General features: G+C 70.1%; 29 protein-coding genes. 16 read left to right on the top strand and 13 right to left on the bottom strand.

Annotated elements, in window-relative coordinates; all coding sequences use genetic code 11:
- Positions 1–55: 55 nt before the first annotated feature.
- Complete coding sequence (locus AB0F04_RS31170) at positions 56–856, bottom strand: GNAT family N-acetyltransferase (RefSeq protein ID WP_362047547.1); 801 nt, start codon at positions 854–856, stop codon at positions 56–58.
- A 267-nt stretch (positions 857–1,123) separates the two neighbouring features.
- Between AB0F04_RS31170 and AB0F04_RS31165 the strand changes: the two genes are divergently transcribed.
- Complete coding sequence (locus AB0F04_RS31165; protein WP_362047544.1) at positions 1,124–1,633, top strand: hypothetical protein; 510 nt, start codon at positions 1,124–1,126, stop codon at positions 1,631–1,633.
- A gap of 74 nt (positions 1,634–1,707) precedes the next feature.
- The gene (locus AB0F04_RS31160; protein WP_362047541.1) at positions 1,708–3,231 is read left to right on the top strand and encodes an SPFH domain-containing protein; all 1,524 of its coding nucleotides are present in this window, start codon (positions 1,708–1,710) and stop codon (positions 3,229–3,231) included.
- An 89-nt stretch (positions 3,232–3,320) separates the two neighbouring features.
- Here AB0F04_RS31160 and AB0F04_RS31155 read toward each other — a convergent pair whose 3' ends face one another.
- The 3 genes from AB0F04_RS31155 to AB0F04_RS31145 all read right to left on the bottom strand — a co-directional run bounded on the left by AB0F04_RS31155 (position 3,321) and on the right by AB0F04_RS31145 (position 5,604).
- Positions 3,321–4,379, bottom strand: a complete 1,059-nt coding sequence (locus tag AB0F04_RS31155; RefSeq protein ID WP_362047538.1) for a helix-turn-helix domain-containing protein — start codon at positions 4,377–4,379, stop codon at positions 3,321–3,323.
- A 194-nt stretch (positions 4,380–4,573) separates the two neighbouring features.
- Positions 4,574–5,173, bottom strand: a complete 600-nt coding sequence (locus tag AB0F04_RS31150; protein WP_362047535.1) for a dihydrofolate reductase family protein — start codon at positions 5,171–5,173, stop codon at positions 4,574–4,576.
- Positions 5,174–5,214: 41 nt separating this feature from the next.
- Positions 5,215–5,604 carry a VOC family protein gene (locus AB0F04_RS31145; RefSeq protein WP_362047532.1) on the bottom strand — a complete coding sequence of 130 codons (390 nt, stop codon included), beginning with the start codon at positions 5,602–5,604 and terminating at the stop codon, positions 5,215–5,217.
- 124 nt (positions 5,605–5,728) lie between these two features.
- On the opposite strand from AB0F04_RS31145, the gene AB0F04_RS31140 reads away from it, so the two are divergent.
- Positions 5,729–6,406 carry a TetR/AcrR family transcriptional regulator gene (locus AB0F04_RS31140; protein WP_362047529.1) on the top strand — a complete coding sequence of 226 codons (678 nt, stop codon included), beginning with the start codon at positions 5,729–5,731 and terminating at the stop codon, positions 6,404–6,406.
- 112 nt (positions 6,407–6,518) lie between these two features.
- On the opposite strand, the gene AB0F04_RS31135 is transcribed toward AB0F04_RS31140, so the two are convergent.
- Positions 6,519–6,956, bottom strand: a complete 438-nt coding sequence (locus AB0F04_RS31135) for a hypothetical protein (protein WP_003974483.1) — start codon at positions 6,954–6,956, stop codon at positions 6,519–6,521.
- 535 nt (positions 6,957–7,491) lie between these two features.
- On the opposite strand from AB0F04_RS31135, the gene hemL reads away from it, so the two are divergent.
- From hemL to AB0F04_RS31090, 9 genes are all read left to right on the top strand, one after another.
- On the top strand, positions 7,492–8,808 hold the full coding sequence (hemL, locus tag AB0F04_RS31130) for a glutamate-1-semialdehyde 2,1-aminomutase (protein ID WP_362047526.1): 1,317 nt from the start codon (positions 7,492–7,494) through the stop codon (positions 8,806–8,808).
- The gene (locus tag AB0F04_RS31125; RefSeq protein ID WP_362047522.1) at positions 8,805–9,503 is read left to right on the top strand and encodes a histidine phosphatase family protein; all 699 of its coding nucleotides are present in this window, start codon (positions 8,805–8,807) and stop codon (positions 9,501–9,503) included. The genes hemL and AB0F04_RS31125 overlap by 4 nt, the downstream gene beginning before the upstream one ends.
- A 172-nt stretch (positions 9,504–9,675) precedes the next feature.
- Positions 9,676–10,971: a polysaccharide deacetylase family protein gene (locus AB0F04_RS31120; protein ID WP_362047519.1), complete on the top strand. Its 1,296-nt coding sequence runs from the start codon at positions 9,676–9,678 to the stop codon at positions 10,969–10,971.
- 66 nt (positions 10,972–11,037) lie between these two features.
- A complete protein-coding gene (locus AB0F04_RS31115) occupies positions 11,038–11,685 on the top strand; it encodes a TlpA disulfide reductase family protein (RefSeq protein WP_362047516.1) in 648 nt (215 codons plus the stop codon).
- Positions 11,686–11,698: 13 nt separating this feature from the next.
- Positions 11,699–12,472 (top strand): cytochrome c biogenesis protein CcdA, encoded by a 774-nt coding sequence (locus tag AB0F04_RS31110; RefSeq protein WP_362047513.1) that lies wholly within the window; start codon positions 11,699–11,701, stop codon positions 12,470–12,472.
- A 3-nt stretch (positions 12,473–12,475) separates the two neighbouring features.
- The gene (locus AB0F04_RS31105) at positions 12,476–14,221 is read left to right on the top strand and encodes a cytochrome c biogenesis protein ResB (RefSeq protein WP_362047510.1); all 1,746 of its coding nucleotides are present in this window, start codon (positions 12,476–12,478) and stop codon (positions 14,219–14,221) included.
- Entirely contained in the window at positions 14,218–15,300 is a 1,083-nt protein-coding gene (ccsB, locus tag AB0F04_RS31100; protein WP_362047507.1) for a c-type cytochrome biogenesis protein CcsB, read from the top strand. The genes AB0F04_RS31105 and ccsB overlap by 4 nt, the downstream gene beginning before the upstream one ends.
- 184 nt (positions 15,301–15,484) lie before the next feature.
- Positions 15,485–15,694 carry a hypothetical protein gene (locus tag AB0F04_RS31095; RefSeq protein WP_362047504.1) on the top strand — a complete coding sequence of 70 codons (210 nt, stop codon included), beginning with the start codon at positions 15,485–15,487 and terminating at the stop codon, positions 15,692–15,694.
- A 208-nt stretch (positions 15,695–15,902) separates the two neighbouring features.
- Positions 15,903–16,340, top strand: coding sequence for a hypothetical protein (locus AB0F04_RS31090; RefSeq protein WP_362047501.1), 438 nt, complete (start codon positions 15,903–15,905; stop codon positions 16,338–16,340).
- Positions 16,341–16,405: 65 nt separating this feature from the next.
- Here AB0F04_RS31090 and AB0F04_RS31085 read toward each other — a convergent pair whose 3' ends face one another.
- From AB0F04_RS31085 to AB0F04_RS31070, 4 genes are all read right to left on the bottom strand, one after another.
- Entirely contained in the window at positions 16,406–17,803 is a 1,398-nt protein-coding gene (locus AB0F04_RS31085) for a condensation domain-containing protein (protein WP_362047498.1), read from the bottom strand.
- Positions 17,804–17,938: 135 nt separating this feature from the next.
- Entirely contained in the window at positions 17,939–18,391 is a 453-nt protein-coding gene (locus tag AB0F04_RS31080; RefSeq protein ID WP_362047693.1) for a nucleoside deaminase, read from the bottom strand.
- A 52-nt stretch (positions 18,392–18,443) separates the two neighbouring features.
- Positions 18,444–19,196 carry a MerR family transcriptional regulator gene (locus AB0F04_RS31075; protein WP_362047495.1) on the bottom strand — a complete coding sequence of 251 codons (753 nt, stop codon included), beginning with the start codon at positions 19,194–19,196 and terminating at the stop codon, positions 18,444–18,446.
- 112 nt (positions 19,197–19,308) lie between these two features.
- Entirely contained in the window at positions 19,309–19,914 is a 606-nt protein-coding gene (locus AB0F04_RS31070; protein WP_362047492.1) for a hypothetical protein, read from the bottom strand.
- A 104-nt stretch (positions 19,915–20,018) separates the two neighbouring features.
- Here AB0F04_RS31070 and AB0F04_RS31065 point away from each other — a divergent pair, with 104 nt between their 5' ends.
- Both AB0F04_RS31065 and AB0F04_RS31060 read left to right on the top strand, forming a co-directional pair.
- A complete protein-coding gene (locus AB0F04_RS31065; RefSeq protein ID WP_362047489.1) occupies positions 20,019–20,981 on the top strand; it encodes a helix-turn-helix transcriptional regulator in 963 nt (320 codons plus the stop codon).
- The gene (locus AB0F04_RS31060) at positions 20,929–21,042 is read left to right on the top strand and encodes a DUF397 domain-containing protein (protein WP_362047690.1); all 114 of its coding nucleotides are present in this window, start codon (positions 20,929–20,931) and stop codon (positions 21,040–21,042) included. The genes AB0F04_RS31065 and AB0F04_RS31060 overlap by 53 nt, the downstream gene beginning before the upstream one ends.
- A gap of 1 nt (position 21,043) precedes the next feature.
- On the opposite strand, the gene AB0F04_RS31055 is transcribed toward AB0F04_RS31060, so the two are convergent.
- The 3 genes from AB0F04_RS31055 to AB0F04_RS31045 form a co-directional block, all read right to left on the bottom strand.
- Complete coding sequence (locus tag AB0F04_RS31055; RefSeq protein WP_351645659.1) at positions 21,044–21,388, bottom strand: hypothetical protein; 345 nt, start codon at positions 21,386–21,388, stop codon at positions 21,044–21,046.
- Positions 21,385–21,990 (bottom strand): DUF6232 family protein, encoded by a 606-nt coding sequence (locus AB0F04_RS31050; RefSeq protein WP_362047486.1) that lies wholly within the window; start codon positions 21,988–21,990, stop codon positions 21,385–21,387. The genes AB0F04_RS31055 and AB0F04_RS31050 overlap by 4 nt, the downstream gene beginning before the upstream one ends.
- Positions 21,991–22,058: 68 nt before the next feature.
- A complete protein-coding gene (locus tag AB0F04_RS31045; RefSeq protein WP_362047483.1) occupies positions 22,059–22,352 on the bottom strand; it encodes a PLD nuclease N-terminal domain-containing protein in 294 nt (97 codons plus the stop codon).
- 66 nt (positions 22,353–22,418) lie between these two features.
- Here AB0F04_RS31045 and AB0F04_RS31040 point away from each other — a divergent pair, with 66 nt between their 5' ends.
- Together AB0F04_RS31040 and mqnP are read left to right on the top strand one after the other, a co-directional pair.
- A complete protein-coding gene (locus tag AB0F04_RS31040) occupies positions 22,419–23,870 on the top strand; it encodes a menaquinone biosynthesis decarboxylase (protein ID WP_362047480.1) in 1,452 nt (483 codons plus the stop codon).
- The gene (gene mqnP / locus AB0F04_RS31035; protein WP_362047477.1) at positions 23,867–24,769 is read left to right on the top strand and encodes a menaquinone biosynthesis prenyltransferase MqnP; all 903 of its coding nucleotides are present in this window, start codon (positions 23,867–23,869) and stop codon (positions 24,767–24,769) included. Before AB0F04_RS31040 ends, mqnP begins: the two co-directional genes overlap by 4 nt.
- Here mqnP and AB0F04_RS31030 read toward each other — a convergent pair.
- Complete coding sequence (locus tag AB0F04_RS31030) at positions 24,759–25,364, bottom strand: rhomboid family intramembrane serine protease (RefSeq protein ID WP_362047474.1); 606 nt, start codon at positions 25,362–25,364, stop codon at positions 24,759–24,761. The genes mqnP and AB0F04_RS31030 overlap by 11 nt on opposite strands.
- Between the last annotated feature and the right edge of the window lie 42 nt (positions 25,365–25,406).

Here is a 25,406-nt window from a genome sequence, read left to right as displayed (position 1 = left end):
GGGCGGTGGTTCTGCCGCGCGGCCCCGCCGGCCCGGGGCAGGGCTGTGCCGGCGGTCAGTCCGTTAAGGCGTAGAAGCCGATCGGCGAGTTCGGCCGGAACCCGATCCTCGGGTACACGGGTGCGCCGGCGGCGGTCGCGTGCAGGGTCGCCCGGGTCAGGCCGGTGGCCCGGGCCCCCTCGTACAGCGCCTTGCGGGTCACGGCCTCCCCGTAGCCTCGCCGCTCCCACGCCGGATCGGTGGCGACGAGCACGACGAAGAGCCGCCCGTCCGCCTCGACGGAGGCGGCGCAGGTCACGGGGACGCCGTCCCGCAGCCCCAGGTAGGCGAACACCCCGCTCTTCCACAGCGAGGACCCGGCGAGCCCGTCCCGCCCGTCCTCGAGCGGGAACCCGTAGGCGCGGGAATTGATGTCCGCGTACGCCCGCAGCAGCTCCTCGTCGTCCACGCGGACGAAGGTCAGCTCGGGGTGGGCGGGTTCGGGCACCGGCAGCAGGTCACCCGCCATGCCGGTGCCGGGAAAGGCGTACCGCAGGCCCGCCTGCCCGGCGGCCGCCCCGAGCGCGGCCTGCGCCCGGTCGTCGAGCAGGGCTTCGAAGACCCACAGGAACCCGGCGTGGGATTTCGCGCGCATGATCTCGGCGGCCTCGTTCAGCCGCTGCTTCAGCAACCCGGCGTCCGCACCGGCGTCCGTCAGGGTCACGCAGTTCCAGAAGGCGAACCGGCAGTCGGCCCACCGTACGGCGATGCCCGGCAGGTCCCGCACGTCGGCACCGGGATCGCGATCGAGCACCATGGCCCGCCAGACCGTGGCGAGCTGTTCCATCGACTCGATCGACTCCGCGAGATCACGCACAGGTCCCCCTCCGGTCACCGACTGCTGCCGCCCCGGTCCTGCCCGCCGGCGGCCCGGCTCATCCTCCCGTCCTGCCAGGGGAGCCGTTTGTGGCCGGTAAGTGGCCGACGTCCTGCCCGCGTGCGGCGGGCCGGCGGGGAATGCTCCGGGGCCCGGCATAAAAGGCCCGTAAAGGTTGCCGGAACATGGCAATGAAACCGTCCCTCCCCGCGTGTGAAGATTCCGTCAAGTCGGAGTTCAGCGGTAAGCGGGAGGGGGACGGCGCGCATGGTCTGGTTTCTGGGACTGGGCATGACGGGGGTCGCGTTGCTCGCACTGTCGCTGCTCTTCGACGGGGTACTGGACGGCGTCCTCGACGGTGCGCTGGGCAGTGCCCTGGACGGATGGCTGTCGCTGCCGGCCATCGCCGGGTTCCTGGCGATGACCGGCTTCGCCGGGGCCATCGCCACGGGTGCGGCGGACGCCGGTCCCGCGGTCGCCACCACGGCGGGAGCCGTGTGCGGACTCGGGACGGCCTGGGGGACCTACCGCTTCAGCCGTCTCCTGATGCGTGATCAGACGGATCTCACGCCGACCGGCGGCGACCTGGTGGGGACGTCGGGCCACGTGGTCACGTCCATCCCGGCGGACGGCTACGGCGAGGTACTGCTCCGACTCGCGGGTCAGACGGTGAAGTTCGCCGCTCGCAGTGCGGGGCCGGTGGACCGAGGCGCCGAGGTGTGGGTGGAGGCGGTGCCCTCCGCCACGTCCGTCGTGGTCCGCCCGGTGGACCGTTGACCCGTCCGCCGACTCTCTCTCCGTCCTTCTTCTCTTCCTGTTCGTTCTTTCGTACGTGATTCGGGGGCACTGTCATGAGTCCTGTCGTCGTCGCCGTCGCGGGGGTCGTCGTACTCCTCGTGCTGCTGGCACTGGTCGTGGTCACCCGCTACAAGGTGGCGGGTCCGAGTGAGGCGTTCATCGTCACCGGCCGGCGCGGCAAGAAGGCCACCGACCCGGAGACCGGCCGGGTCTTCACCGACAACAGCGGACAGAAGGTCGTGGTCGGCGGCGGCGTGTTCGTCGTGCCCTTCGTGCAGCAGAAGTTCACCCTCGACCTGTCCTCCCGGCACATCCCGGTCGCGGTGCGCGGCGCGGTCACACTGCGCGGCGTGAAGGCCAATCTCGACGGTGTCGCGATCGTCAAGGTCGGCGGCACCGAGGACTCCATCCGCGCCGCCGCACAGCGGTTCCTGATGCAGCAGGACGGCATCGTCGGCTTCACCCAGGAGGTGCTGTCCGGCGCCCTGCGGGCCATCGTCGGACGGATGTCGGTGGAGGACGTCATCCGCGACCGGGCGGCCTTCGCCGGGCAGGTCGCGGAGGAGGCCGAGTCCAGTCTCTCCGGGCAGGGGCTGGTGCTGGACGCTTTCCAGATCCAGGACATCACCACCGAGGGTTCCTACCTGGAGGACCTCGGCCGGCCCGAGGCGGCACGCGCCAAGCAGGAGGCCGACATCGCCGAGGCCGTCGCCCGGCGGGCCGCCGAGCAGGCACGGCTGAAGGCGGAGGAGGAGATCGCGATCGCGCAGCGGACCTTCGCCCTCAAGCAGGCCGAGATCAAGGCCGAGACCGACGAGGCCGCGGCCCGCGCGGCGGCGGCCGGACCGCTGGCCGAGGCGGCGCGGCAGCAGGAGATCCTCACCCAGCAGGAGAAGGTCGCGGAGCGGCAGGCCGCGCTGACCGACCGGCAGCTCGACACCCAGGTCCGCAAGCCCGCCGACGCCCAGCGCTACGCCGCCGAACAGGAGGCCGAGGCCAAGCGCGTCGCCCGGGTCAAGCAGGCCGAAGCGGACAAGGCGGCCGGCATCGCGGCCGCGCAGGCGGAGGCCGAGCGGGCCCGGCTGACCGGTGAGGGCGAGAAGCAGCGCCGCTCCGCGCTGGCCGAGGCGGAGGCCCTCGAGGGGCTGAAGCAGGGTGAGGCCGAGCGGGCCCGCCGTGCGGCGATCGCGGAGGCCGTCCGGCTGGAGGGCGAGGCCGAGGCGTCGGCGATCGGCGCGAAGGGCGCGGCCGAGGCCGAGGCGATGCGCAAGAAGGCGGACGCGTTCGGGCAGTACGGGGACGCGGCAATCCTGCAGATGCTCGTCGAGGTGCTGCCGGAGGTCGTGGCCAAGGCGTCCGAGCCGCTGAGCGCGGTGGAGAAGATGACGGTCATCTCCACCGACGGCGCCGGCCGCATTCCGCGGGCGGTCGCGGACAACGTCGCCCAGGGCCTGGAGCTCCTCGGCTCCACGACGGGCGTCGACCTCGCCGAACTGCTGAAGGGCGTCACGCAGCGCACCGCGGCGGCGGGAGAGCCGACGGCGTCGCCCAACGGGAAGGTGGAGATCACCGGCTGACACGCCGGTGCTCCGCAAGGGCCCGCTCACCGCACCCGGTGGGCGGGCCCTGAGCCGTCCCCTGCTCTTCTCTGTTCTCGCTCGCCTGCTCAGATCTCCTGGGCGGGCCAGTCCAGCAACCGCGCCCCGATGACGGCGGTCTGCAGGGTGTAGCGGTGCAGGGGATCGGCCGGATTGGCGCCGGTCAGCTGATGGATGCGCTCCAGCCGGTACGTCAGGGCCCGCACGCTCAGTGCCAGGCGACGGGCCGCCTCGGCCGCGGTGCAGCCGGACTCGAAGTACACCTGCAACGTCCTGAGGAGCGGCTCAGCACCGCCGCGGGCACGCGTCAGCGGCCCGAGCACGCTGAGGACGAGGTCGGCCATGGCCTGCCGGTCGCGGGCCAGGACGGGGTAGACCAGCAGGTCGGCGGAGCGCACGACGGGATCGTCCAGGCCCAGCCGGCCGGCGAGTTCGAGCGTGCTGAGCGCTTCCTCGTAGGAGTGCACCACTCCGCCGGCGCCGGGCCGCGGGCGGCCGATGGCCACGCGGCCGTCGTCCGTGGCGGCGTGGGCCTGCTTGGCGAAGTAGGCGAGCACGTCGTCCTGGTCGCCGGGAGCGATGCAGACCAGCTTCTCGTTCTTCGTGGCGAGCAGGATGCGCCGGTTGCCGAACCGCGCTGTCAGCGCGGCCTCGATCCGGCGGGTGACCGGTGCGACGTCGTCGTACGCCTCGGGCCCCTCGGCGACCGCGACGGCGTGGGCGCGGGAGAGTACGAGGCCGAAGCGTTCGGCGCGTTCGGCGAGGCGGCCCAGGTTGCTGCGGCCGTAGAGCAGGTCGTCGATGAACTCCCGGCGCGCGGCCTCCTCTTCGCGCACGGCCTGGCGCTGGGCCCGCTCGTACCCCTCGGCGAAGGCGTCGACCGCCTGCTCGACCGCGGCCAGGACACTGTCGGCGGAGCCCGGGGCGCCGGGCCAGCCGGCCCGGGTGGCCGCGAGGTGCTCCCGTACGAGGCCGCGCAGGCTGTGTCCGCGTTCCGCGGCCTGCTCACCGAGGGCGCGGCGGGCGTCGAGCTCGTCCCGCGTCGGACGACGGCCGGTCGCCGCGACCTCGGCCAGGATCTCCGCGTACCCGTCGAGGTACCGCCTCGCCGTGTCCGGCTCGCTCACCCTGCCCCCTTGCTCCGTGTGCCGCTGACGGCCCCGTTGACGGCCACCGGCATGCAGACCCTAGGGAACCCTGCCGGAAACCGGCAATGCGGGTAGGGCTTCGGCCCTTCATCATGGGTCGCGGGGAGCACCACGGATGGTTCCGGTGCCGGAGCCCGGAAGGCGCCGACACCGGGACCGCGGTTCGTCCGGCTTCAGTTCCCGGTGGCGCGCGCGTAGGTGACGAAGGCCGCGCCGCTGTCGAGCACGGTGTGGCCGGTGAGCTCCCAGCCGCGCGGATCGAAGGCGGCCTTGTGGGAGAACACCGGGATCCCGGCGCCGATGGTCAACGGGGCCACCTTGAGGACGAGCCGGTCGATCTCGGAGTACAGGGCACCGGCCAGCTCCGCGCCGCCCAGCAGCCAGATGTCCTTGCCGTCCTCCCGCTTCAACTGCCGCACCTTCTCCACGGGGTCGTCGGCGACCAGCTCGACGGCCGGGGCCGGGGCCTCGGTGAGGGTCCGGGAGAAGACCAGGTGACGCAGGTGGGGGTAGGCGTCGTCGATGCCGGCCTTGAGGCCGATCTCGTAGCTGCGCCGTCCTTCGAGGACCGTGTCGAAGTGCGTGCCCTCCGCCGTGACGGACAGGGCCGCACGGGCCTGGACGGGCAGGGTCTCCGGGTACTCCGCCACCAGGTACTCGATGTAGTCCGCCGGGATCGGCCAGAAGCCGGCCGGGCCGGTGGGGTCGGCACCGTCCGGGCCCGCGATGAAACCGTCCAGCGTGGTGGCGATGTAGTACACGAGCTTTCGCATGCGGTGCGCTCTCTTCCGGGTCTGCGTGATGGGCGAGGGGATCAGGAGTGGTCCGGCGTGACCCATTCGACGAACTGGACGACGACCCCGTTGGGGTCGGTGACTTGGAACAGGCGCTCTCCCCACGGCTCTTCGCGCAGGGGCATCGTGATGTCGACGCCTTCGGAACGCAGTCGTCTCTCCTCGGCGTCGAGGCCGGTGACGGTGAAGGCGAGGATCAGGCCGTCGGCGTGCCGGTCGCGCCGGCCGGGCGGCAGGACGTCGGTTCCCCTCCGGAGCAGGACGATGTCGACGGCGGCGTCATCACGGGCGAGGGAGGCGAATCCATCGGCCGCGGCCTGTTCCCGGTAGCCGAGGTGCTCGGTGAAGAAGTCGCGGGAGGCCGCGATGTCTTCGACGGTGAGGGAGACGGTGGAAGCGGTGATCCTCAAACGGGTTCCTTGTCGGGTTGCGGTCGGGGTGGTTTCTCCGCACTGATCTTACGTCGGTAGTAACATTACTACCGACCACCCGATGCCGTAAACGTATTTTTACTACGGATGTAAGATTCTGCTCATGGAAACCAGGACGAGCGCCCCAGTGACTGCCTCCACGCCCGGCGCCGCCGCCCCTCAGGGCCTGCGGGAGGCGAAGAAGCAGGAGACGCGGCAGCTGATCTCCGACCACGCGACACGGCTCTTCATCGAGCAGGGCTTCGAGAACACCACCATCGCCGAGATCGCGGCGGCTTCCCGCGTCGCGAAGAAGACGGTGACCAACTACTTCGCGCGCAAAGAGGACCTGGCTCTCGACCACCAGGACGAGTTCGCAGCCGCGCCGGCGCGGGTCGTGACGTCACGCCGCCCCGGGGAGTCCGCCCTCGCGGCGCTTCGCCGTGCCTTCGGGGCCGCCGTCGCGGCGCAGGACCCGGTCGCCGGATTCGCCGGCCCGGAGTTCTCCCGCATGATCACCGACAGTCCCACCCTGTCGGCGTGCCTGCGCAACCTGCACGACCGGCGTGAGCAGGTGCTGGCGGAGGCCCTCGCCGAAGCCGTGGGTGCGCGGCCGGACGACATCACCGTCCGTACGGTCGCCGGGCTGCTCGGCGCCGTGCACCGCGTCCTGTTCCAGCGCATCCAGGACCTGACCCTGGCCGGGCACACCAACGACGAGATCGCCAGGACGATCGCGAAGGAAGCGGCACACGCCTTCGACCTCCTCGAACCGGCCATCGGCGACTATGCGGTCGCCTGAGGGGTCCTGACGGGTCCTGAGGGGTCCTGAGGGGTCCTGAGGGGTCCTGAGGGGTCCTCTCACCATGAGAGCGGAGCGCAACGGCCCCGCCCGAATCCCGGGAAACCCCGGCTCAGGGCCACACCAGGCAATAAGGCTGATGCCCCGCCTCATGCAGTCGGTGGCTGAAGTCCTGCCACTCGTGCAGCAGTTGGTAGACGTTGAACGCGTCCCGGGGGCCGCCCCGGTCCGGGACCGTCGACCAGATGAAGGCCGCCGCGCCCACCGCCTCCTCGCCGATGCCGCGCAGGGGGTCGACGACCGTCATGGGCAGCTTCACCACGGCGTAGTCGGGGTGCAGGACGACGAGCTCCAGGGGCGGGACCTTGTGCAGGGGGACGCCCTCGATGCCCGTGAGGACCATCGCGGCCATGGTCTCCGGCTTGATCTTCGTGAACATGCCGTTCATGCCGAGCTCGTCGCCGCCGAGCTCCTCGGGGCGCATCGAGATCGGCACGCGGGCCGCGGTCGCGCCGTCGGGCGCGCCGAAGTACTTGTACGTCACCCCCACCCGACCACCATTCCCGCTGCTCCCGGCCCGAAGATCGTCCACCTGACGTTCAGGAAGATCGTCCACCTGACGTTCAGTACGTCCGGCGGCCCGCTCCGGTTCACTCGGTGAACCCTGTGTCCGACGCGGTTCCTGAGCGTCCTCCGCCTCGCGCCGGTGCCGTCCCCGCCGGGCACGGCGAGGACCCAGGTCATCGGTCCCCTCGCCCAGTCCGCCACCGCGATGCATATCTCCACCCGACTGCTTTTTCCAGAACGCGTCGCCCCCGCCGCGCAACCCGATCATCGTGTCAGTGACCTCCCCCACGGCCGCCCGCCGAAACGTGCGCTGAAACAACTGTCCGCGGGATGTCCGCAGCCTCCGACCACGGCGGGCCGTGCGAGCTGTTGTGTATCGGGGTCCAGTCTCGCAGACGACGGGGACCACGGGGCCGGTTGTCCCGCGCCCCGTCCGCCCGCGCCCCTGGCCTACCCTGAACAGGTCACTGGCACCCGGAGCCCGACAGCGTCGGAGAAGGTCGGAGAAGTCGCAGGTCATGAGTGAACTGGCATATCCGTATGAAGCACCGGCCTCGCAGGCTCTGTTCGACCGTGCGGCGGCCGTCACGCCCGGCGGCGTGAACTCCCCGGTGCGGGCCTTCCGAGCCGTCGGCGGCACGCCGCGGTTCATGGTGTCCGGCACCGGCCCCTATCTGACCGACGCCGACGGCCGGGAGTACGTCGATCTCGTGTGCTCCTGGGGGCCCATGATCCTGGGCCACTCGCACCCCGAGGTGATCGCCGCCGTGCAGGACGCCGTATCCCGCGGTACGTCCTTCGGCACGCCCGGTGAGGGCGAGGTCGCGCTCGCCGAGGAGATGGTCGCCCGCGTCGCGCCGCTGGAGCAGGTGCGGCTGGTCTCCAGCGGGACGGAGGCGACCATGTCCGCCATCCGGCTCGCTCGGGGATTCACGCAGCGCACCAAGGTGATCAAGTTCGCCGGGTGCTACCACGGGCACGTCGACTCGCTGCTCGCCGCGGCCGGCAGCGGTGTCGCCACCTTCGCGCTGCCCGACACCCCGGGCGTCACCGGCGCCCAGGCCGGCGACACCGTCGTCCTGCCGTACAACGACCTCGACGCCGTACGCGAGGCCTTCCTGGCCCACCCCGGCGAGGTCGCGTGCGTGATCACCGAGGCGTCCCCGGGCAACATGGGCGTCGTGCCGCCCGCCGACGGCTTCAACCAGGGCCTGAAGAACCTCTGTGCCGAGAACGGCGCGCTCTACATCTCCGACGAGGTCATGACCGGCTTCCGTACCAGCCGGGCCGGGTGGTTCGGGGTCGACGGCGTCGTCCCGGACCTGATGACCTTCGGCAAGGTCATGGGCGGCGGCTTCCCCGCGGCGGCCTTCGGCGGGCGCGCGGACGTCATGGCCCACCTCGCCCCGGCCGGGCCCGTCTACCAGGCCGGCACCCTGTCCGGCAACCCCGTCGCCACCGCCGCCGGACTCGCCCAGCTGCGGCTCCTCGACGACGCCGCCTACGCCAAGGTCGACGCGGTGTCGCAGCAGATCCAGGGGCTGGTCACCGACGCCCTGTCCAAGGAGGGCGTGGCGCACACGCTCCAGAACGCCTCCAACATGTTCTCGGTGTTCTTCACCGACCGGCCGGTGCGCAACTACGAGGACGCCAAGACCCAGGAGTCCTTCCGCTTCACCGCGTTCTTCCACTCGCTGCTCGCCGACGGCGTCTACCTGCCGCCGTCCTCCTTCGAGTCCTGGTTCGTGTCCACCGCGCACGACGAGCGGGCCGTGCAGCGGATCGCCGACGCCCTTCCGGCGGCGGCCCGGGCGGCTGCGGAGGCCACGGCATGAGCGAGCAGCACGGCAACAGCGCCGAGGACATCACCGTCGTCCACGTCATGCGGCACGGTGAGGTCGCCAACCCGGACGGCATCCTCTACGGCCGCCTCCCCGGCTACCACCTCTCCGACCTGGGGCGCCGCATGGCCGACCGGGTCGCCGAGCACCTGTCCGGCCGCGATGTGACGCACGTCGTCGCCTCGCCGCTGGAGCGGGCCCAGGAGACGGCCGAGCCGATCGCCAAGGCGCACGGTCTGGACCTGGCGACCGACGAGCGGCTGATCGAGGCCGACAACATCTTCCAGGGCAAGACGTTCGGCGTCGGGGACGGTGCGCTGCGCAAGCCGAACAACTGGAAGCACCTGGTCAACCCGTTCCGGCCGTCCTGGGGCGAGCCGTACGTCGACCAGGTCGTCCGCATGATGAGCGCGCTGGGCACGGCGAAGGACAAGGCCCGCGGGCACGAGGCTGTCGTGGTCAGCCACCAGCTGCCCATCTGGATCGTCCGGTCCTACGTCGAGCGCCGCCGCCTCTGGCACGACCCGCGCAAGCGCCAGTGCACGCTCGCGTCGCTGACGACGTTCACGTACCAGGGCGACCGGATCGTCTCCGTCGGCTACAGCGAGCCGGCCCGCGATCTCGTCCCGGCCCATCTCCTCGCCGGTGCCAAGCCGGCGAAGGGGCAGGCCAAGGCGTTCGGGGCGTAGTTCCCCGGGCCCGCGTGAGGGGGCGTTCGGCAGGCCTGCAAGGCCTTTCGTTCGCCCCCTTATGAGCGCTTACGACTCCTTCGTTACGGAATCTGCGCATATCAGCGGAACCCCCTTCCTCGTCACGGCCTCTGACCGGGTGACCAGCACGACGTGACGAATCGGGGATGCCATGCGCGCTCTCTCCCGCAGGGGAATGCTCGGACTCGGCGCGGGAGCCGCCGCCGTCTCACTCGCCGGATGCGGCGGTCTCACGGGCTCGGACGACTCCGGCCACGCCGACGGTTCCGGCGGCGACTCCGTCCAGGGTGGATCCAAGCCGAAGCCGAAGCGCACCGCGCGCCCCATCGGCGACGGCTCCACCGCCCACACCGGCAAGCAGCCCCACCAGCCCGCCGGGCCCGAGCCGCTGGAGCCGGGTCAGACCCCGCCGCAGTTCGTCGTGTTCTCCTGGGACGGCGCAGGCGAGGTCGGCAACGGCCTCTTCCCGCGCTTCCTGGACCTGGCCAAGGAGCACGGCGCGAGCATGACCTTCTTCCTGTCCGGGCTGTACCTGCTGCCCGAGTCGAAGAAGCGCCTCTACAACCCGCCGAACAACCCGCGCGGCGCCTCCGACATCGGCTACCTCACCGACGACCACATCAAGGCGACCCTGGAGAACGTGCGCCGGGCGTGGCTGGAGGGCCACGAGATCGGCACCCACTTCAACGGCCACTTCTGCGGCGAGTCCCACGGCTCGGTCAAGAACTGGACGCCGGCGCAGTGGCGCAGCGAGATCGACCAGGCGAAGTCCTTCGTGAAGGAGTGGCGCACCAACACCGGCTGGACCGACCTGCCGTCGCTGCCGTTCGACTACGACAAGGAGCTCGTCGGCGGCCGTACGCCCTGTCTGCTCGGCCAGGACAACCTGCTGCCCACCGCCCGCGAGCTCGGCTGGCGCTACGACGCCTCCTCGCCCGGCGGCCTGCAGGTCTGGCCCCGCAAGCGTCAGGGCCTATGGGACCTGCCCCTGCAGCAGATACCTTTCCCCGGCCGCGGCTTCGAGGTCCTGTCGATGGACTACAACATGCTCGCCAACCAGTCCCTCAATTCCACGAAGGCCCCGGCCCACAACTACCCGGGCTGGCGGAAGCAGTCGGCGCAGGCGTACATCCAGGGATTCAAACGGGCATACGAGACAAACCGGGCACCACTCTTCATCGGCAACCACTTCGAGCAGTGGAACGGCGGCATCTACATGGACGCCGTCGAGGAGGCGTTCAGGCGCATCGCGCGCGAGAAGGAGAAGGGCGCCGATGTGCGTCTCGTCTCCTTCCGGCAGTTCACCGACTGGCTCGACGTGCAGAAGCCCGAGGTGCTCGACAAGCTCCGTACGCTCGGGGTCGGACAGCAGCCGGCCGGTGGCTGGCGGGAGTTCACCGGCCAGGCCGCCACGCCCGGCCGGGAAGCCTCACCGAACGCCGCCTGAAATGCGGTTTTCCGCCCGCAAGGGGGGTGGGCGAGACCCCCAGAACGGGCATGCGAAACTTTTCACATGAGTGCCGACAGCGCCCCCCAGCGTTCGAACCGCACGACCCGTGCCGCCGAGCGCACCCGACGTGTCCGCCGTAGTGCCGCCCTGACCGCCTCTCTCGCCGCGGCCGCGCTGCTCGTCACGGCGTGCGGCTCCGGCGGCACCTCCGGCGGGGGCGGCAACACCAACTTCGTCACCGGCACCGACGGCGTCGCCACGGTCGCCCAGGGCAAGCGCACTCCCGCCCCCGACCTGTCCGGCAAGACCATCGCAGGCAAGACCCTCGACGTCGCCGACTACAAGGGCAAGGTCGTCGTCCTCAACGTGTGGGGTTCCTGGTGCAACCCCTGCCGCGCCGAGGCCAAGTACTTCGCGAAGGTCTCCAAGGAGTACGCCGGCAAGGGTGTGCAGTTCGTCGGCATCAACACCCGCGACACCTCCACCGGCGCCGCCCTCGCCTTCGAGAAGGACTGGGGCATCACCTACCCCAGCCTCTACGACCCCACCGGCAAGCTGCTGCTGCGCTTCAAGAAGGGCACGCTCAACCCGCAGGCGATCCCCTCCACGCTCATCCTCGACCGGGACGGCAGGATCGCCGCCCGCTCCCTGTCCGCGCTCAGCGAGGAACGGCTGCTGAAGATGCTCAAGCCGGTCGTCGCCGAGAAGTGAGCGGAGTAGTGACGTGAGCGCAGTCACCACGCTCGCCGCGGTCGCGGACCCCAACGGCACGGTGCTCAACGGCGCCCTGCTGGCGGCCCTGCCGATCGCGCTGCTGGGCGGACTCGTCTCCTTCTTCTCGCCGTGCGTCCTGCCGCTGGTACCCGGTTACCTGTCCTACGTCACCGGGGTGGCCGGTACCGACCTCGCCGAGGCGCGACGCGGTCGGATGGCCGCGGGTGCCTCGCTGTTCGTACTGGGCTTCACCGTCGTGTTCGTCTCGTCCGGGGCGTTGTTCGGCTACTTCGGCGCGACGCTCCAGGAGTACCGGGACATCCTGTCCAAGGTGCTGGGCGTACTCATGATCGTCCTGGGCGTGTTCTTCATGGGCCTCATGCCCTGGTTCACCCAGCGCGAGTTCCGCTTCCACCGGAAGCCGGTGGCGGGACTGGCCGGCGCGCCCCTGCTCGGCGCTCTCTTCGGCATCGGCTGGACACCCTGCATCGGCCCCACCCTCGCCTCCGTGCTCGCCCTCTCCTCCGACCAGGGCAGCGCCGGACGCGGTGCCGTCCTGACCATCGCGTACTGTCTGGGCCTGGGCGTGCCCTTCGTGCTCGCCGCGGTCGCCTTCCGCAAGGCCCTCGGAGCCTTCGGCTGGATCAAGCGCCACTACGTCTGGGTGATGCGGATCGGCGGCACCATGATGATCGTGACCGGTCTGCTGCTGCTGACCGGCGCGTGGGACCGCATCGTGCAGGAGATGCAGGTCTGGTCCGACGGCTTCACTGTGGGGATCTGATCCATGAGCAAGACCACCGCCTCCGACCCGGCCCCCTCCGCCGCCGAGGACCAGGAGCTGGGCGACGCCGGCTCCCAGCTGTCCACCGCCCCCAAGGAGGAGGCCCCCAGCCTGCCGTCCCTCGGCGTCATCGGCTGGGCCCGCTGGTTCTGGCGGCAGCTCACCTCCATGCGGGTCGCGCTCCTGCTGCTCCTGCTGCTCTCCCTCGGCGCGATCCCCGGCTCGCTCATCCCGCAGTCCGGCCAGGACGAGACGAAGGTCGCCGACTTCCGCAAGGCCCACCCGGCCCTCGGGGACGTCTACGACAAGATCGGCATGTTCCACGTCTACAGCTCGGTGTGGTTCTCCGCGATCTACATCCTGCTGTTCGTCTCCCTCATCGGCTGCATCGTGCCCCGCACCTGGCAGTTCGTCGGCCAGCTGCGCGGTCTGCCGCCCGGCGCGCCCCGCCGCCTGACCCGGCTGCCCGCCCACACCACCTGGCGCACCACCGCCGAACCCGAGCAGGTCCACCAGGCCGCCCTGGTGCTGCTGAAGAAGCGCCGCTTCCGCACCCACCTCACCGGGGACGCCGTCGCCGCCGAGAAGGGCTACCTGCGCGAGGTGGGCAACCTCGTCTTCCACATCGCCCTCATCGTGATGCTGACCGCCTTCGCCTGGGGCCAGCTGTACAAGTCCGAGGGGAACAAGCTGGTCGTCGAGGGTGACGGCTTCTCCAACACCCTCACCCAGTACGACGACTTCAAGTCCGGCAACCTCTTCACCTCCGACGACCTGGTGCCGTTCAGCTTCAACCTGAAGAAGTTCACCGGCACCTACGAGCGCACCGGCCCCAACAAGGGCACCCCGCGCGTCTACAAGGCCGACATCACCTACAGCACGGGCGCCTACGGCAAGGACGAGAACGACACCGTCGAGGTGAACCACCCGCTGGAGATCGGCGACTCCAAGGTCTACCTCGTCAGCCACGGCTACGCCCCGGTCATCACCGTCCGCGACGCCCAGGGCAAGGTCGTCTTCGACGACGCCGTACCGCTGCTGCCGCTCGACGCCAACGTCACCTCCTCCGGCGTCGTCAAGGTCCTCGACGGCTACCGCAACGCCCAGGGCAAGAAGGAACAGCTCGGCTTCAACGCGTTCTTCGTGCCGACCTTCGGCGGCTCCGCCAGCGGCACGATGCTGTCGCAGTTCCCCGCACTGGACAATCCGCTGCTCGCGCTGTCCGCCTACCACGGCGACCTGGGGGCCGACTCCGGCATCCCGCAGAGCGTGTACCAGATGGACCGCACCAACATGAAGGAGTTCAAGGACTCCGACGGCAAGCTGTTCAAGAAGCTGCTGAAGCCCGGCGAGACCATGAAGCTCCCGAACGGCGCCGGTACGGTCACCTTCGGCAAGGACATCAAGGAGTGGGCCGGCTTCCAGGTCGTCCAGCAGCCCGGCAGCGGCTGGGCCCTCGCCGGTGCCCTCGCCGCGATCGGCGGCCTCGCCGCCTCCCTGTTCATCCAGCGCCGCCGCGTCTGGGTGCGCGCGGTCAAGGGCGCCGACGGCGTCACCGTCGTCGAGATGGCCGGCCTCGGCCGCAGCGAGTCCGCCAAGGTCCCCGAGGAACTGGGCCGGCTCGCCGGCGACCTCTACGAGCAGGCGCCGGGCGCCCCCGGCCCCGACGACCCCGCAGATTCCCCCGACCCCGCTCAGGAGCCGGGTACCGAACCCCCCGTACCTGCCGAAGGGGCTGAGAAGCAGTGACTCTCGCCGCCGCCACGAACGAAAACCTCGCGCAGATCAGCAATGTGCTGATCTATTCCTCGATGGCCGTCTACACCCTGGCCTTCTTCGCCTACATCGCCGAATGGCTCTTCGGCAGCCGCAGCAAGGTCGCCAGGACCGCCGCCGCGCTCACCACCAAGGCGGACGCCAAGAAGACGGCCCCGGCCGTCACCGTGAACCAGGCCGGCGGCACCGCCGTGCTGGAGCGGCCGAAGGTCACCGTGCGGGCCGCCGCCGGTCAGCGCGACGTGCCGGACGGGCCCGGGGCGCACGGCGGGGACGAGCAGGGCGACCTGTACGGCCGGATCGCCATCTCCCTCACGGTCCTCGCCTTCCTGGTCGAGTTCGGCGGTGTCCTCACCCGCGCCCTGTCGGTGGAGCGCGCCCCGTGGGGCAACATGTACGAGTTCAACATCACCTTCTCCACGGTCGCGGTCGGCGTGTACCTCGGGCTGCTGGCCCTGAAGAAGAACGTGCGCTGGCTCGGCCTGTTCCTGATCACCTCGGTCCTGCTCGACCTGGGCCTGGCGGTCACGGTCCTCTACACCGCCAGCGACCAGCTGGTCCCGGCCCTGCACTCGTACTGGCTGTACATCCACGTCTCGACGGCGATCTTCTGCGGCGCGGTCTTCTACGTGGGCGCGGTCGCCACGGTCCTGTACCTCTTCAAGGACTCCTACGAGAGCAAGCTCGCGAGCGGCGGAACGCCCGGCACCTTCGCGACCTCCGTCCTGGAGCGCCTGCCCTCCTCCGCCTCCCTCGACAAGTTCTCCTACCGCGTCAACGCGGCCGTCTTCCCGCTGTGGACGTTCACGATCATCGCGGGGGCCATCTGGGCCGGTGACGCCTGGGGCCGCTACTGGGGCTGGGACCCGAAGGAGACCTGGTCCTTCATCACCTGGGTCGCCTACGCCTGCTACCTGCACGCCCGCGCGACGGCCGGCTGGAAGGGCCGCAAGGCCGCCTACCTGGCCCTCATCGCCTTCGGCTGCTGGCTGTTCAACTACTACGGCGTGAACATCTTCGTCTCCGGCAAGCACTCCTACGCGGGCGTCTGAGCTCTCCTCCCGTGCACCGGACTTGCCTCCGGTGTACGGGACCACGCACAGATGTGCGACGACGAGCCCTCAAGGCCGGTAGATTCAGCCATCCGGGGTATGTAACTGTCGGCGAGCGGTTGAATACGCGATGCTGTGTAGGTCACGCAGCACGCCACAACCGTCTGGGGGGTAGACGATGAGTGTGACGATTGACGAGCGGGCGATTTCGGACCACGAGGACGACATCGTGATCGTCGTGTCCGACGCCGACTACCGGGACGCCGCGCAGCGAGCCTTGGACGAGCTCGGTCTCACCTACGCCGAGCTCGAAGAGCAGGCGAGGGAGGGAAGCTTCACCTCGTCGCAGGCGCATGCTCTGTGGGTGTCCATCGGCGGCACGGTTGACCTCTGACCTTTCGAAACAGGCCTATAAGTTCGCAAGGGAGTTACAGGAGACCCTCAACGGGACCGTGTGCCAGCATGTGCGGATCGCCGCCGTGCTGCGACCGCGTTCCGCCGTCGGTCCTGTCTTCACTCTCGGACATGGTCTGTCGGCCGCCAACCCCACCCAACCGACAGCGTTCCCGCTCCGCATCGATCAGAAGAAGCCGCGGTCCTGGATGAACCTCTCGTTCCAGGTCCGCTTGGACGACGAGGCCGACTTCCTGACGGTGCATTCGTCCTACTGCGGCATCTTCACCGATGAGGCCTTGGAGACGTGCCTGCTCCACTGGGACTACGAACGTGAGAAGGACAAGTACACCAGCGCGCACGTCCAGGTGTACGGCACCTCGCCCGCCCTGGAGGCGCTGAACAGGAACAACGATCACAAGCGGTCCCTCGACAAGCTGCACATCCCGGTAGGGGGAAGACGCTTCCGGCCTTGCATCGAGGACGTCATCGAGTTCCTGATCACCGAACGGCTGGCCGACGGCCGGGAAGGCTGGGAGAAGCGCGTCGAGGAGGGCCGCAACCGCTATCGGCGCGGCCAGTTGCTGGCGGCGATGAGACGCAATCCCGATGTGGTCGAGGAGTACCTCGAGAGCCGCGGCGAGTAGCCGCTCGACAAGCCGCGCCGCCCTGCTCGGCGGGTCCGGGCAGGACGGCGTCGTGTCGGTCCTGGCTAGGGACGGCTGACCGTGCCGGTCACGACGTCCCGCAGACGTTCGGTGTACAGCCGCAGGTTCTTGTGCGCGACATCGGTGTCCGGGTAGCGGGCCGCGAACCACAGGCCTTCGTGGAGCCGGGTGACCCAGGCGCAGACCTGGTCGCCGTACGACACCCGGATCAGGCCGTAGGCGTTGCGCTCGGTCCAGCTCATGGACTCGGGGATGCCGCGGGCGTCCGCGAACGACACGATCGAGTACATGTCGGGGGACGTCGGCCGGAAGTCCGCGCCGAGCAGCCGCAGCACCCGGGCCAGCGGCATCCGGGCCAGCGGCCGGGTGGCGTGCAGCGCGGCGCGTACGGTCTTCAGCGCGGTGGGGAAGTCGGGCGCCTCGGCGACGGGCACCTCGATCGGCGCGCCGCCGACGTACCAGCCCACCGAGTCCGAGTACGCGGACTTCGCCCGGGTGTGGAAGGGCACCACCGTCCGGTAGACGGGCTCACCGCCGATCTCGTGGACGATCAGTGCGGTCGCCGCCAGGATCCCGACCAGCGAACCGCCGTAGGGGCGGCAGTACGCCTCGAAGGCGGCGGCGGCGTCCGCGTCGACGAGCATCTCGCGCATGAGCTTCTGCGTCGGCAGCCCGGCCCCGGGGTCCAGCCCGAGGTCCACGGGGAAACTCGGCAGCCGCCCGTCGCAGCGCCGGATGAACTCCCGCCAGCGGGCGACGATCTCGTGGTCCGCGTCCAGCCGGTCCGCGCTGGCCCGCTCGGCCTCGCAGAAGTCGACGTAGCTGGAGACCGGCGACTGCTCCGGGGCCCGGCCGGTGAGATGAGCGGCGTACAGCTCCTGGATCTCCGCGGGAATGCGGTAGATGGAGAACGCGTCGACGTTGCTGTGGTCGAAAGCCATGTACACGCTGGTGCTGTCGTCGCGGACGACGGCCGTGTAGATGAGGTTCGGCCAGCGCAGCGCGTCGGCCGTCGTGTCGAAACGGTCCTGGAGGTGCTGGGCCAGGGCCTGGGGGTCGGTGAACTCGCCGGCGTCCTCGCGGTGCAGGGAGACGGAGGCCGGGTCCAGGGTGAAGCGGCGGATCGAGTCGCCCGGCCCGCCCGCCCAGCGAAAGCCGCTGCGCAGGGTCTCGTGCCGCAGCGTCCAGCCGCGCAGGGCCTCGCCCAGCGCGTCCAGATCGACCCGCCCCGGGATGTCGAACGCCGCGCCGAGCCAGGTGGGTACGAACAGACCGTCCTCGCGCACGGACCGCGCCGTCCGCAGATGCGACTCCTGGATGTAGGCGGGCGGCCTGGAGTCCTCCGGCAGTGCCTTCGCCGTCGCGACGGTGGCCGGGCTGAGCGTCCATTCGACGAGTCGCCCAGGTCGTACGTCGCAGCGCTGGATGTCAGTCATTCGCACGAGGCGTCTCCGTTCGCAGGTGGGATAGACCCGACCAAAGGAATGGCGAACCCGCCACCGGCGACACCGGGTGTCGCTACTTTTCAATGGATCGGATGGCATCCCGAACGGTGATGCGAACCCCGGCCGGTAACTTCAGTTGACGCCGATGTCCTCGTTCCACAGCGCCGGATTGCCCGCGATGAAGTCCCGCATCAGGCCGACGCACTCGTCGTCGTCCAGCAGCACGATCTTCACACCGTGCTCGGCGAGCCAGTCGTGGCCGCCGTGGAAGGTGACGGCCTCCCCGATCAGGACACGGGAGATGCCGAACTGCCGCACCAGGCCGGAGCAGTACCAGCACGGCGACAGCGTCGTCACCATCGTCGTGCCCCGGTAGGAGCGCTGCCGCCCGGCCGCGCGGAAGGCCGCCGTCTCCGCGTGCAGCGACGGGTCGCCGTCCTGGACACGGCGGTTGTGGCCGCGGCCCAGCAGACTGCCGTCGGCGCCGTACAGCGCGGCACCGATCGGGATGCCGCCCTCGGCGAGCCCGGCCCGGGCCTCCTCGACGGCGGTAGCGAGCCAAACGCGTGCCTGCACCCGGTCCATGCCGTCATCCATGCCGTCATCCACGCCGTCATCCACGCCCTCTTCCATGGCCTCATTCATGACCCGGCCCCGCTCCTGCGTAACCCGGCCCGGCCGCGGTGAGCCGGTCGAGGTGGGCGTGCAGGGCGCCCGCGCCCTCGATCATGACCCTGGTGCGCGCCGTCAGCGCCTCGCCGCGCGCCGCTACGGCCGCACTCAGCGCCGCACTGCCGCCCTCCCGCCGCAGCCCCTCGAGCACCGGCCTGATCTGGTCGAACAGGTAGTGGCTGCGGCGCAGGGTGTGCACGATCCGGGCGTCGCGCACATCGGCCGGCGCGTACACCCGGTAGCCGGTGGCACGTTCGCGTCCCGGTGTGAGCAGCCCGGCGCCTTCCCACACCCGCAGCGCCGACGTCCGCACGCCCAGCAGACCCGCCACCTCCCCGATGCGCAGCCCGCCCGAGCGGGGCAGCGGGGCGAACGGCCCGGCCGCGAGCAGTTCCAGGGCCTCGCTCGCCGCCCGCAGGGACACCCGCTCCTCGTGCAGCGCGGCGTGCGCGGCGTCCAGGAGCGCCAGCGCGCCCGGCACGTCCCCCTGGTGCACGGTCCGCATGATCTGAGTCGCCGTCACCGGCCCGTACCCCCGCATCAGCGTCCGGTACGCCAGCAGCGCGCCGCGGTGCACCTCGCCGAAGACGCGGTAACCGGACGCGGTCCGCGCGGCCGGCGGGAGCACACCGGCGTCCTCGTAGTTGCGGATCTGCTGCGTCGACACACCGGCGAGCCGGGCCAGGTCGACGGAGCGGAGGCGGCGGTCGTTCGTCATCGATGGAGGTCCCGGAGGTGAAGGCGTGTGTGTCGGGGGGGAGGGGTGGGTGGTCGGCAGGGTGAGCCGAGACGTGCTCTCGGGGCCGCCCCGACAGTTGCTCAGTGCTTCGTCAGCCCTGCCGCTCCAGTACCGCGTAGTCCGCGAAGCTGCGGCGGTAGCGCAGGTGCCTTGTCTCCTGGGTGTGCCTGCGCTGCCACTCCTCCACCTCGCCGGGCGCCTGGCACGGACCCGAGCCCGCCCCGCAGTCCTCCTCCTCACCCGAGACGCACCGCGCCTCGTACTCGGGCTGCGCGGACGCGTCCTGCACGATCGTGTACGGCACGTACCGGAAGATCCTCCTGCCTGCCGACTCCCCACCATGCTCGTCGCGTTGGTGCTGGCGCAGCAGTACGTTCGCGTCCGTCACCGCACTGCCGTCGAACGCCGCCCGCGCCCTGTCCCGCCGAAGTGCCAGCTCCTCACAGCCCGCGCACCCGGGTACCGGGGAGGGCGGTCGGGTCGGATCGGCCGACAGCCCCTCCCTGGAACGGTCGTTGAGCGCGCGTACGCCCGCGCTGAGCCGTTCCTCCGGTGTGGCCTCGCGGATGCTCGCCGGGTCCGCCTGCCATTCCCGGCCGCCGCCGACCGGGCGCAGCATCACGTACGGGCCGGTTCTGTCCTGGTACTCGCCGACCTTGCGCGTCTGGGGGTCGTAGACGAGCGTTCCCGGTTCCATTCCGTGCACCTCCGTCACTCTGGGTGTATCGAGCGTTGCGCAGGGGGATGGTCCGGATCAATGCTTGGCGTGTGACACCGGTGCACTGTCACGGAGGGGGAGCCGTGAGCCGACGGAACGGCGGGGCGGAGTCGGGGGCGAGTACGGCCGCCGTGTTCGGAGAGGTGCTGCGGCATTTCCGCGAGGCGGCGCTGCTCACGCAGGAGGGTCTGGCCAGACAGATCCCATGCGACCGTTCGCATGTGGCACGGGTGGAGGCGGGCACGAGGGTTCCGCAGGACACGTTCGCCAAGACCTGTGACGAACTGTTGGGCACGGGTGGAATGTTGCTCCGGTTGTGGGCCCGGATCGACTGGTATCCGCAGGTGGAGCATCCCGACTGGTTCGAGCGCAGGGCGCGCATGGACGCGGAGGCGATGGCTGTCCGTGCGTACCAGACGCAGGTGATCCCGGGTCTGTTGCAGACGCCTGGGTACGCGACCGCGCTGTTCGGCCGCCGCCTCACAGACCCCCAGGACGTGGCGGAACGGGTCAGGGCTCGACTGAGTCGCCAGCAGCGATTCCTCGGCGAAGGCGGCCCGTTCTACCTCGTCGTGCTCGACGAGAGCTGCCTGCGGCATGTGGTGGGGGGACCGGAGGTCATGAGGATCCAGTGCGAGCACCTGCTGGCGGTGGGGCGGCTGCCCAACGTCCGCGTACAAATCGCTCCGTCGAACTGCCCGGAGCTCGATCGTCCCGACACGTCTCTGTCGCTGATCGAGCTTCCGGGCGGTGAACGCTGGGTCTACTCGGAATCGCTCGACCGGGGCCACTTCAGCGATGATCCGGCCGTCTTCACGCAGCACATGCGCTCTTATGATGTGCTCCGAGCGGACGCCCTGTCAGCACCTCAGTCCGCTGCTCTGATCAGCGACGTGAGGGAAGGGTACGAGGCCCATGACCAGCCACCAGCTGCGCGCGGCGACCTGGATCAAGAGCAGTCACAGCGGCGCCAACGGCGGGGACTGCATAGAAATAGCCCCCGATTTCCCCGAAACCGTCCCCGTCCGCGACAGCAAGACCCCTGACGGACCGGTCCTGGTCGTAGGCCGGTCCGCCTGGTCGGCGTTCGTCGACTCCGTGCGCTGAACTACTGCCCGCTCACCATCTGCAGGATCCGGTTGGCCGCCTCGGCCACCGGCTGGCCCACAGCTCCGACGGCGGCAGCGATCGCTGCGACGGCCAGCAGCGCACGGTGCCGTTCCTGTGCCGGCGCCGCGTCCGCGGCCAGCACCGGCAGGGACTCGTCGATGAGCTGCGCGCTCGGCTGTGGCAGCTGGTCGCGCAGCTCCCGGACCTCACGGATCAGTTCGGCGAGGGCCAGCCGCAGGGCGGGGTCCGTGTCGCCCGTGGCCCCGTTCTTCACGATGCCCGTGTTGCCGCTGCCGCCGTGCATGCTGACGTTGTCGCCGTAGTAGTAGTTGTTGCCGCTCATCCCGCGATCCCCGTGTTGCCGCTGCCGCCGTACATGTTCACGCTGTCGCCGAAGTGGTAGTTCGTGGGCGAGTTGATCGCCAGGCGCTCCACCGTCACCTGGAACTCGGTGTCAGGATTCTCCAGCGCGCCCGCGACGTAGCCCACGAGCTGGTCGAGGTGCTGCGGGTTCCGGCTGGTGACCATCGCGGTGGAGGGGCCGGCCGTCTCGACGGCGAGTACGTAGTGCGACTGGGCCGTGACGACGGAGAGCATGCGCATGAAGAAGTAGACCAGCGCCGCGCCCGCACCGAGCCACACGAAAGTGAGGACCCCGGTGCCCGTGGCGTTGCCGTCGATGAACGTCAGGCTGCCGATGATCGACAGACCGACCCCCACGGCCAGGGTGATCAGCGCGCGGGTCAGGAAGCGGAAGACCGCCTCCTTGCGCTTGGGATGCAAGGTGAACGTGTACACCCGGGCGATGTTGCGCAGGGGATAGGCGGCCGTGCCGACCCATAACAGACGTTTGTGCACACGGAGTTCGACGTCTGTGATGGCGCGCGGCGGAGTGGACGGCGGGGGCGGTACGTCCCACTGCCCCGGTGGCTGCTGTGTCTCCATGGGCACCATTGGCGACCATGTGCTTACCGAGGGCAAGTGGTTTCACACGGGCGGGAGTGCCGGTGCCTTCAGGACTCGTCGCGTTTCGGGTCGTCGTCCCTGCTCTTGTCCTCGTCGAGGGATTTCAGGAAGTCGGGATTGTCGTCGGGCGCCACCCACTTCCGGGGGCGCTCCGCCGCAGGCACCCGCTTCTTGCCGGCGATCAGCCAGGAGATCGACCCGACGAGCGGGAACACCAGTACCAGCAGCGCCCACAGCGGCTTGGGCATGTGGCGGATGTCGTCGTCCTTCGTGCTGATGCAGTCGATGAACGCGTACACGCTGAGCGCCAGCGGCACGAGGAACATCAGTACCCGGAGCATGCGGCCTCTCAGCGAAAGCGGTGGGTGGTTCCAGGCCAGGGTAGCGGCTCGGGGATACTGGACCCCATGGCTTACGACGATCTTCGCTCCCTGCTCAGGGCGCTGGAGCGCGAGGGTGACCTCAAGCGCATCAAGGCCGAGGTCGACCCGTATCTGGAGGTCGGGGAGATCGTCGACCGGGTGCAGAAGTCCGGCGGCCCCGCCCTGCTCTTCGAGAACGTGCGCGGTTCGAGCATGCCGCTCGCGATGAACGTGTTCGGCACGGACCGGCGGCTGCTGAAGGCGCTGGGCCTGAAGTCGTACGCCGAGATCACCGAGCGGATCGGCGGGCTGCTGAAGCCCGAGCTGCCGCACGGCTTCGTCGGCGTCCGGGAGGCATTCGGCAAGCTCGGCGCGATGACGCACGTGCCGCCGAAGAAGGTGAAGGACGGGCCGGTCCAGGAGGTCGTCCTGACCGGGGACGACGTCGACCTCGACCAGCTGCCCGCTCTGTTCACCTGGCCGAAGGACGGCGGGTCGTTCTTCAACCTGGGGCTGACCCACACCAAGGACCCGGAGAGCGGCGTCCGCAACCTCGGGCTGTACCGGCTCCAGCGGCACGACAAGCGCACCATCGGCATGCACTGGCAGATCCACAAGGACAGCCGGAACCACTACCAGGTGGCCGCGCGCCGGGGCGAGCGGCTGCCCGTCGCGATCGCCTTCGGGTGCCCGCCCGCCGTGACGTACGCCTCGACCGCCCCGCTGCCCGGGGACATCGACGAGTACCTGTTCGCCGGGTTCCTCGCGGGCAAGCGGATCGAGATGGTCGACTGCAAGACCGTGCCGCTGCAGGTGCCGGCGCAGGCAGAGGTCGTGATCGAGGGCTGGCTGGAGCCGGGCGAGATGCTGCCCGAGGGGCCGTTCGGCGACCACACCGGCTTCTACACGCCGCAGGAGCCCTTCCCGGCGCTGACCATCGACTGCATCACGATGCGCAAGCGTCCGCTGCTCCAGTCGATCGTGGTGGGCCGCCCGCCGACGGAGGACGGGCCGCTGGGACGGGCGACGGAACGCTTCTTCCTGCCGCTGCTGAAGATCATCGTGCCGGACATCGTGGACTACCACCTGCCGGAGGCGGGCGGTTTCCACAACTGCGCGATCGTCTCGATCGACAAGAAGTACCCCAAGCACGCGCAGAAGGTCATGCACGCGATCTGGGGCGCGCACATGATGTCGCTGACCAAGCTGATCGTGGTCGTCGACTCCGACTGCGACGTGCACGATCTGCACGAGGTCGCCTGGCGGGCGCTGGGCAATACGGACTACGCCCGGGACCTGTCGGTCGTCGAGGGGCCCGTCGACCACCTCGACCACGCCTCCTACCAGCAGTTCTGGGGCGGCAAGGCCGGTATCGACGCGACGAAGAAGTGGCCCGAGGAGGGCTACACGCGCGACGGGGGCTGGCCCGACATGGTCGAGTCGGACCCGGAGACGGCTGCCAAGGTGGACCGCCGCTGGAAGGAGTACGGGCTGTGACCTCCGCTTCCGCCGCGATCCCGCAGCCGGGACGCACCAAGGCGTTCCTCCGGCTGGTGATGATCGAGCACTCGGTCTTCGCGCTGCCCTTCGCCTACATCGCCGCGCTCACGGCGATGTTCCAGTGGGACAAGAACATCCACTGGGGCAGGCTGCTGCTGGTCACCGTCTGCATGGTGGGGCTGCGCACCTTCGCGATGGCGGTCAACCGGATCATCGACCGGGAGATCGACGCGCGGAATCCGCGCACGGCGCAGCGCGAGCTGGTGACGGGCGCCATGTCGGTGAAGCACGCCTGGACGGGCGCGCTCGTCGCCCTCGCCGTGTTCCTCGGCGCGGCGGCCCTGCTCAACCCGCTGTGCCTGGCGCTGGCGCCCATCGCGGTGATCCCGATGGTGGTCTACCCGTACGGGAAGCGGTTCACGAACTTCCCGCAGGCCATCCTCGGCCTGGCCCAGGCGATGGGTCCGGTCGGCGGCTGGCTGGCCATCACGGGTTCCTGGTCCTGGGACGCGGTGCTCCTCGGTCTCGCCGTCGGCATCTGGATCGGCGGCTTCGACCTGATCTACGCCTGCCAGGACGTGGAGGCCGACCGCGAGATCGGTGTCATGTCCGTCCCGGCCCGCTTCGGCGTCCCGGCGGCGATCTGGGGTGCCCGGGTCTGCCACACCCTCACCACGGCCCTCTTCGTCTGGTACGCCCTCGCCACCGGCGCCGGCGCCTTCTTCTGGCTGGGCCTGCTGATCGTCGCCGGAGCGTTCCTCTACGAACACTCGATCGTCCGCCCCCACGACCTGTCCCGAGTGAACCGCGCCTTCTTCAGCGTCAACGGCTTCATCGGCATCGCCCTGTTCGTGTGCGCGCTGCTGGACCTGCTGGTGCGTGGCCTCACCGTGTGAGCGCGGGCGGTGCCGCCGGGGCGCGGCGGAAGACGAACGCCGCCGCCACCCCCGCCAGCAGCCCCAGCAGATGGCCCTGCCAGCTGACGCCCGTCTGCGTCGGGGCGAGGCCCGCCAAAATCGAGCCGCCCCAGACCGCGGCGACCAGGACGCCTGCCAGGACTCCCCAGGGGCGGCGCTCGAGGAAGCCGCTGACCAGGAGAAAGCCGAAGAGGCCGAAGATCACGCCGGAGACGCCCGCGGTGTTGGTGCGGTCCGGGGCTATGAGCCAGACGCCCAGGCCGTCGACGACGATGATCATGGCGCAGACGAGCAGGAAGCGCCGCAGCCCGGCGAGCGCGGCGAGGAAGCCGAGGACCAGCAGGGGGACGGTGTTCGACGCCAGATGGGCGAAGCCGAAGTGGATGAAGGACGAGGGAACGACATCGACCAGCTCGGACGTGTCACGCGGGGTGACGCCGAAGCCGTCCAGCGCGTGGCCCGTCGCCACGTCCACCACTTCCAGCAGCCACAGCAGTGCCACCCAGGCGAGCATCAGTTTGCCCGCGGCCAGCGCACGGTCGCCGTTCGACCACCCGGCTTGCGGACCCGACATGGCGACCCCCAGTGCTCGCTCGTCCTCTCCGTGCAACGGCCC

It is taken from the genome of Streptomyces sp. NPDC029041 (genome assembly GCF_040637515.1).
In the GTDB taxonomy this organism is placed as follows: domain Bacteria; phylum Actinomycetota; class Actinomycetes; order Streptomycetales; family Streptomycetaceae; genus Streptomyces.
This window is presented reverse-complemented; position numbering and strand designations above follow the sequence as displayed.

Excerpts from the sequence above, each read along its gene's own strand:
- AB0F04_RS31165 (WP_362047544.1), top strand. The coding sequence starts at position 1,124 with ATGGTCTGGTTTCTGGGACTGGGCATGACGGGGGTCGCGTTGCTCGCA.
- AB0F04_RS31160 (WP_362047541.1), top strand. The coding sequence starts at position 1,708 with ATGAGTCCTGTCGTCGTCGCCGTCGCGGGGGTCGTCGTACTCCTCGTG.
- AB0F04_RS31150 (WP_362047535.1), bottom strand. The coding sequence starts at position 5,173 with ATGCGAAAGCTCGTGTACTACATCGCCACCACGCTGGACGGTTTCATC.
- AB0F04_RS31140 (WP_362047529.1), top strand. The coding sequence starts at position 5,729 with ATGGAAACCAGGACGAGCGCCCCAGTGACTGCCTCCACGCCCGGCGCC.
- hemL (WP_362047526.1), top strand. The coding sequence starts at position 7,492 with ATGAGTGAACTGGCATATCCGTATGAAGCACCGGCCTCGCAGGCTCTG.
- AB0F04_RS31125 (WP_362047522.1), top strand. The coding sequence starts at position 8,805 with ATGAGCGAGCAGCACGGCAACAGCGCCGAGGACATCACCGTCGTCCAC.
- AB0F04_RS31120 (WP_362047519.1), top strand. The coding sequence starts at position 9,676 with ATGCGCGCTCTCTCCCGCAGGGGAATGCTCGGACTCGGCGCGGGAGCC.
- AB0F04_RS31115 (WP_362047516.1), top strand. The coding sequence starts at position 11,038 with ATGAGTGCCGACAGCGCCCCCCAGCGTTCGAACCGCACGACCCGTGCC.
- AB0F04_RS31105 (WP_362047510.1), top strand. The coding sequence starts at position 12,476 with ATGAGCAAGACCACCGCCTCCGACCCGGCCCCCTCCGCCGCCGAGGAC.
- AB0F04_RS31090 (WP_362047501.1), top strand. The coding sequence starts at position 15,903 with ATGAACCTCTCGTTCCAGGTCCGCTTGGACGACGAGGCCGACTTCCTG.
- AB0F04_RS31080 (WP_362047693.1), bottom strand. The coding sequence starts at position 18,391 with ATGGACCGGGTGCAGGCACGCGTTTGGCTCGCTACCGCCGTCGAGGAG.
- AB0F04_RS31075 (WP_362047495.1), bottom strand. The coding sequence starts at position 19,196 with ATGACGAACGACCGCCGCCTCCGCTCCGTCGACCTGGCCCGGCTCGCC.
- AB0F04_RS31070 (WP_362047492.1), bottom strand. The coding sequence starts at position 19,914 with ATGGAACCGGGAACGCTCGTCTACGACCCCCAGACGCGCAAGGTCGGC.
- AB0F04_RS31055 (WP_351645659.1), bottom strand. The coding sequence starts at position 21,388 with ATGAGCGGCAACAACTACTACTACGGCGACAACGTCAGCATGCACGGC.
- AB0F04_RS31050 (WP_362047486.1), bottom strand. The coding sequence starts at position 21,990 with ATGGAGACACAGCAGCCACCGGGGCAGTGGGACGTACCGCCCCCGCCG.
- AB0F04_RS31045 (WP_362047483.1), bottom strand. The coding sequence starts at position 22,352 with ATGCTCCGGGTACTGATGTTCCTCGTGCCGCTGGCGCTCAGCGTGTAC.
- AB0F04_RS31040 (WP_362047480.1), top strand. The coding sequence starts at position 22,419 with ATGGCTTACGACGATCTTCGCTCCCTGCTCAGGGCGCTGGAGCGCGAG.
- AB0F04_RS31030 (WP_362047474.1), bottom strand. The coding sequence starts at position 25,364 with ATGTCGGGTCCGCAAGCCGGGTGGTCGAACGGCGACCGTGCGCTGGCC.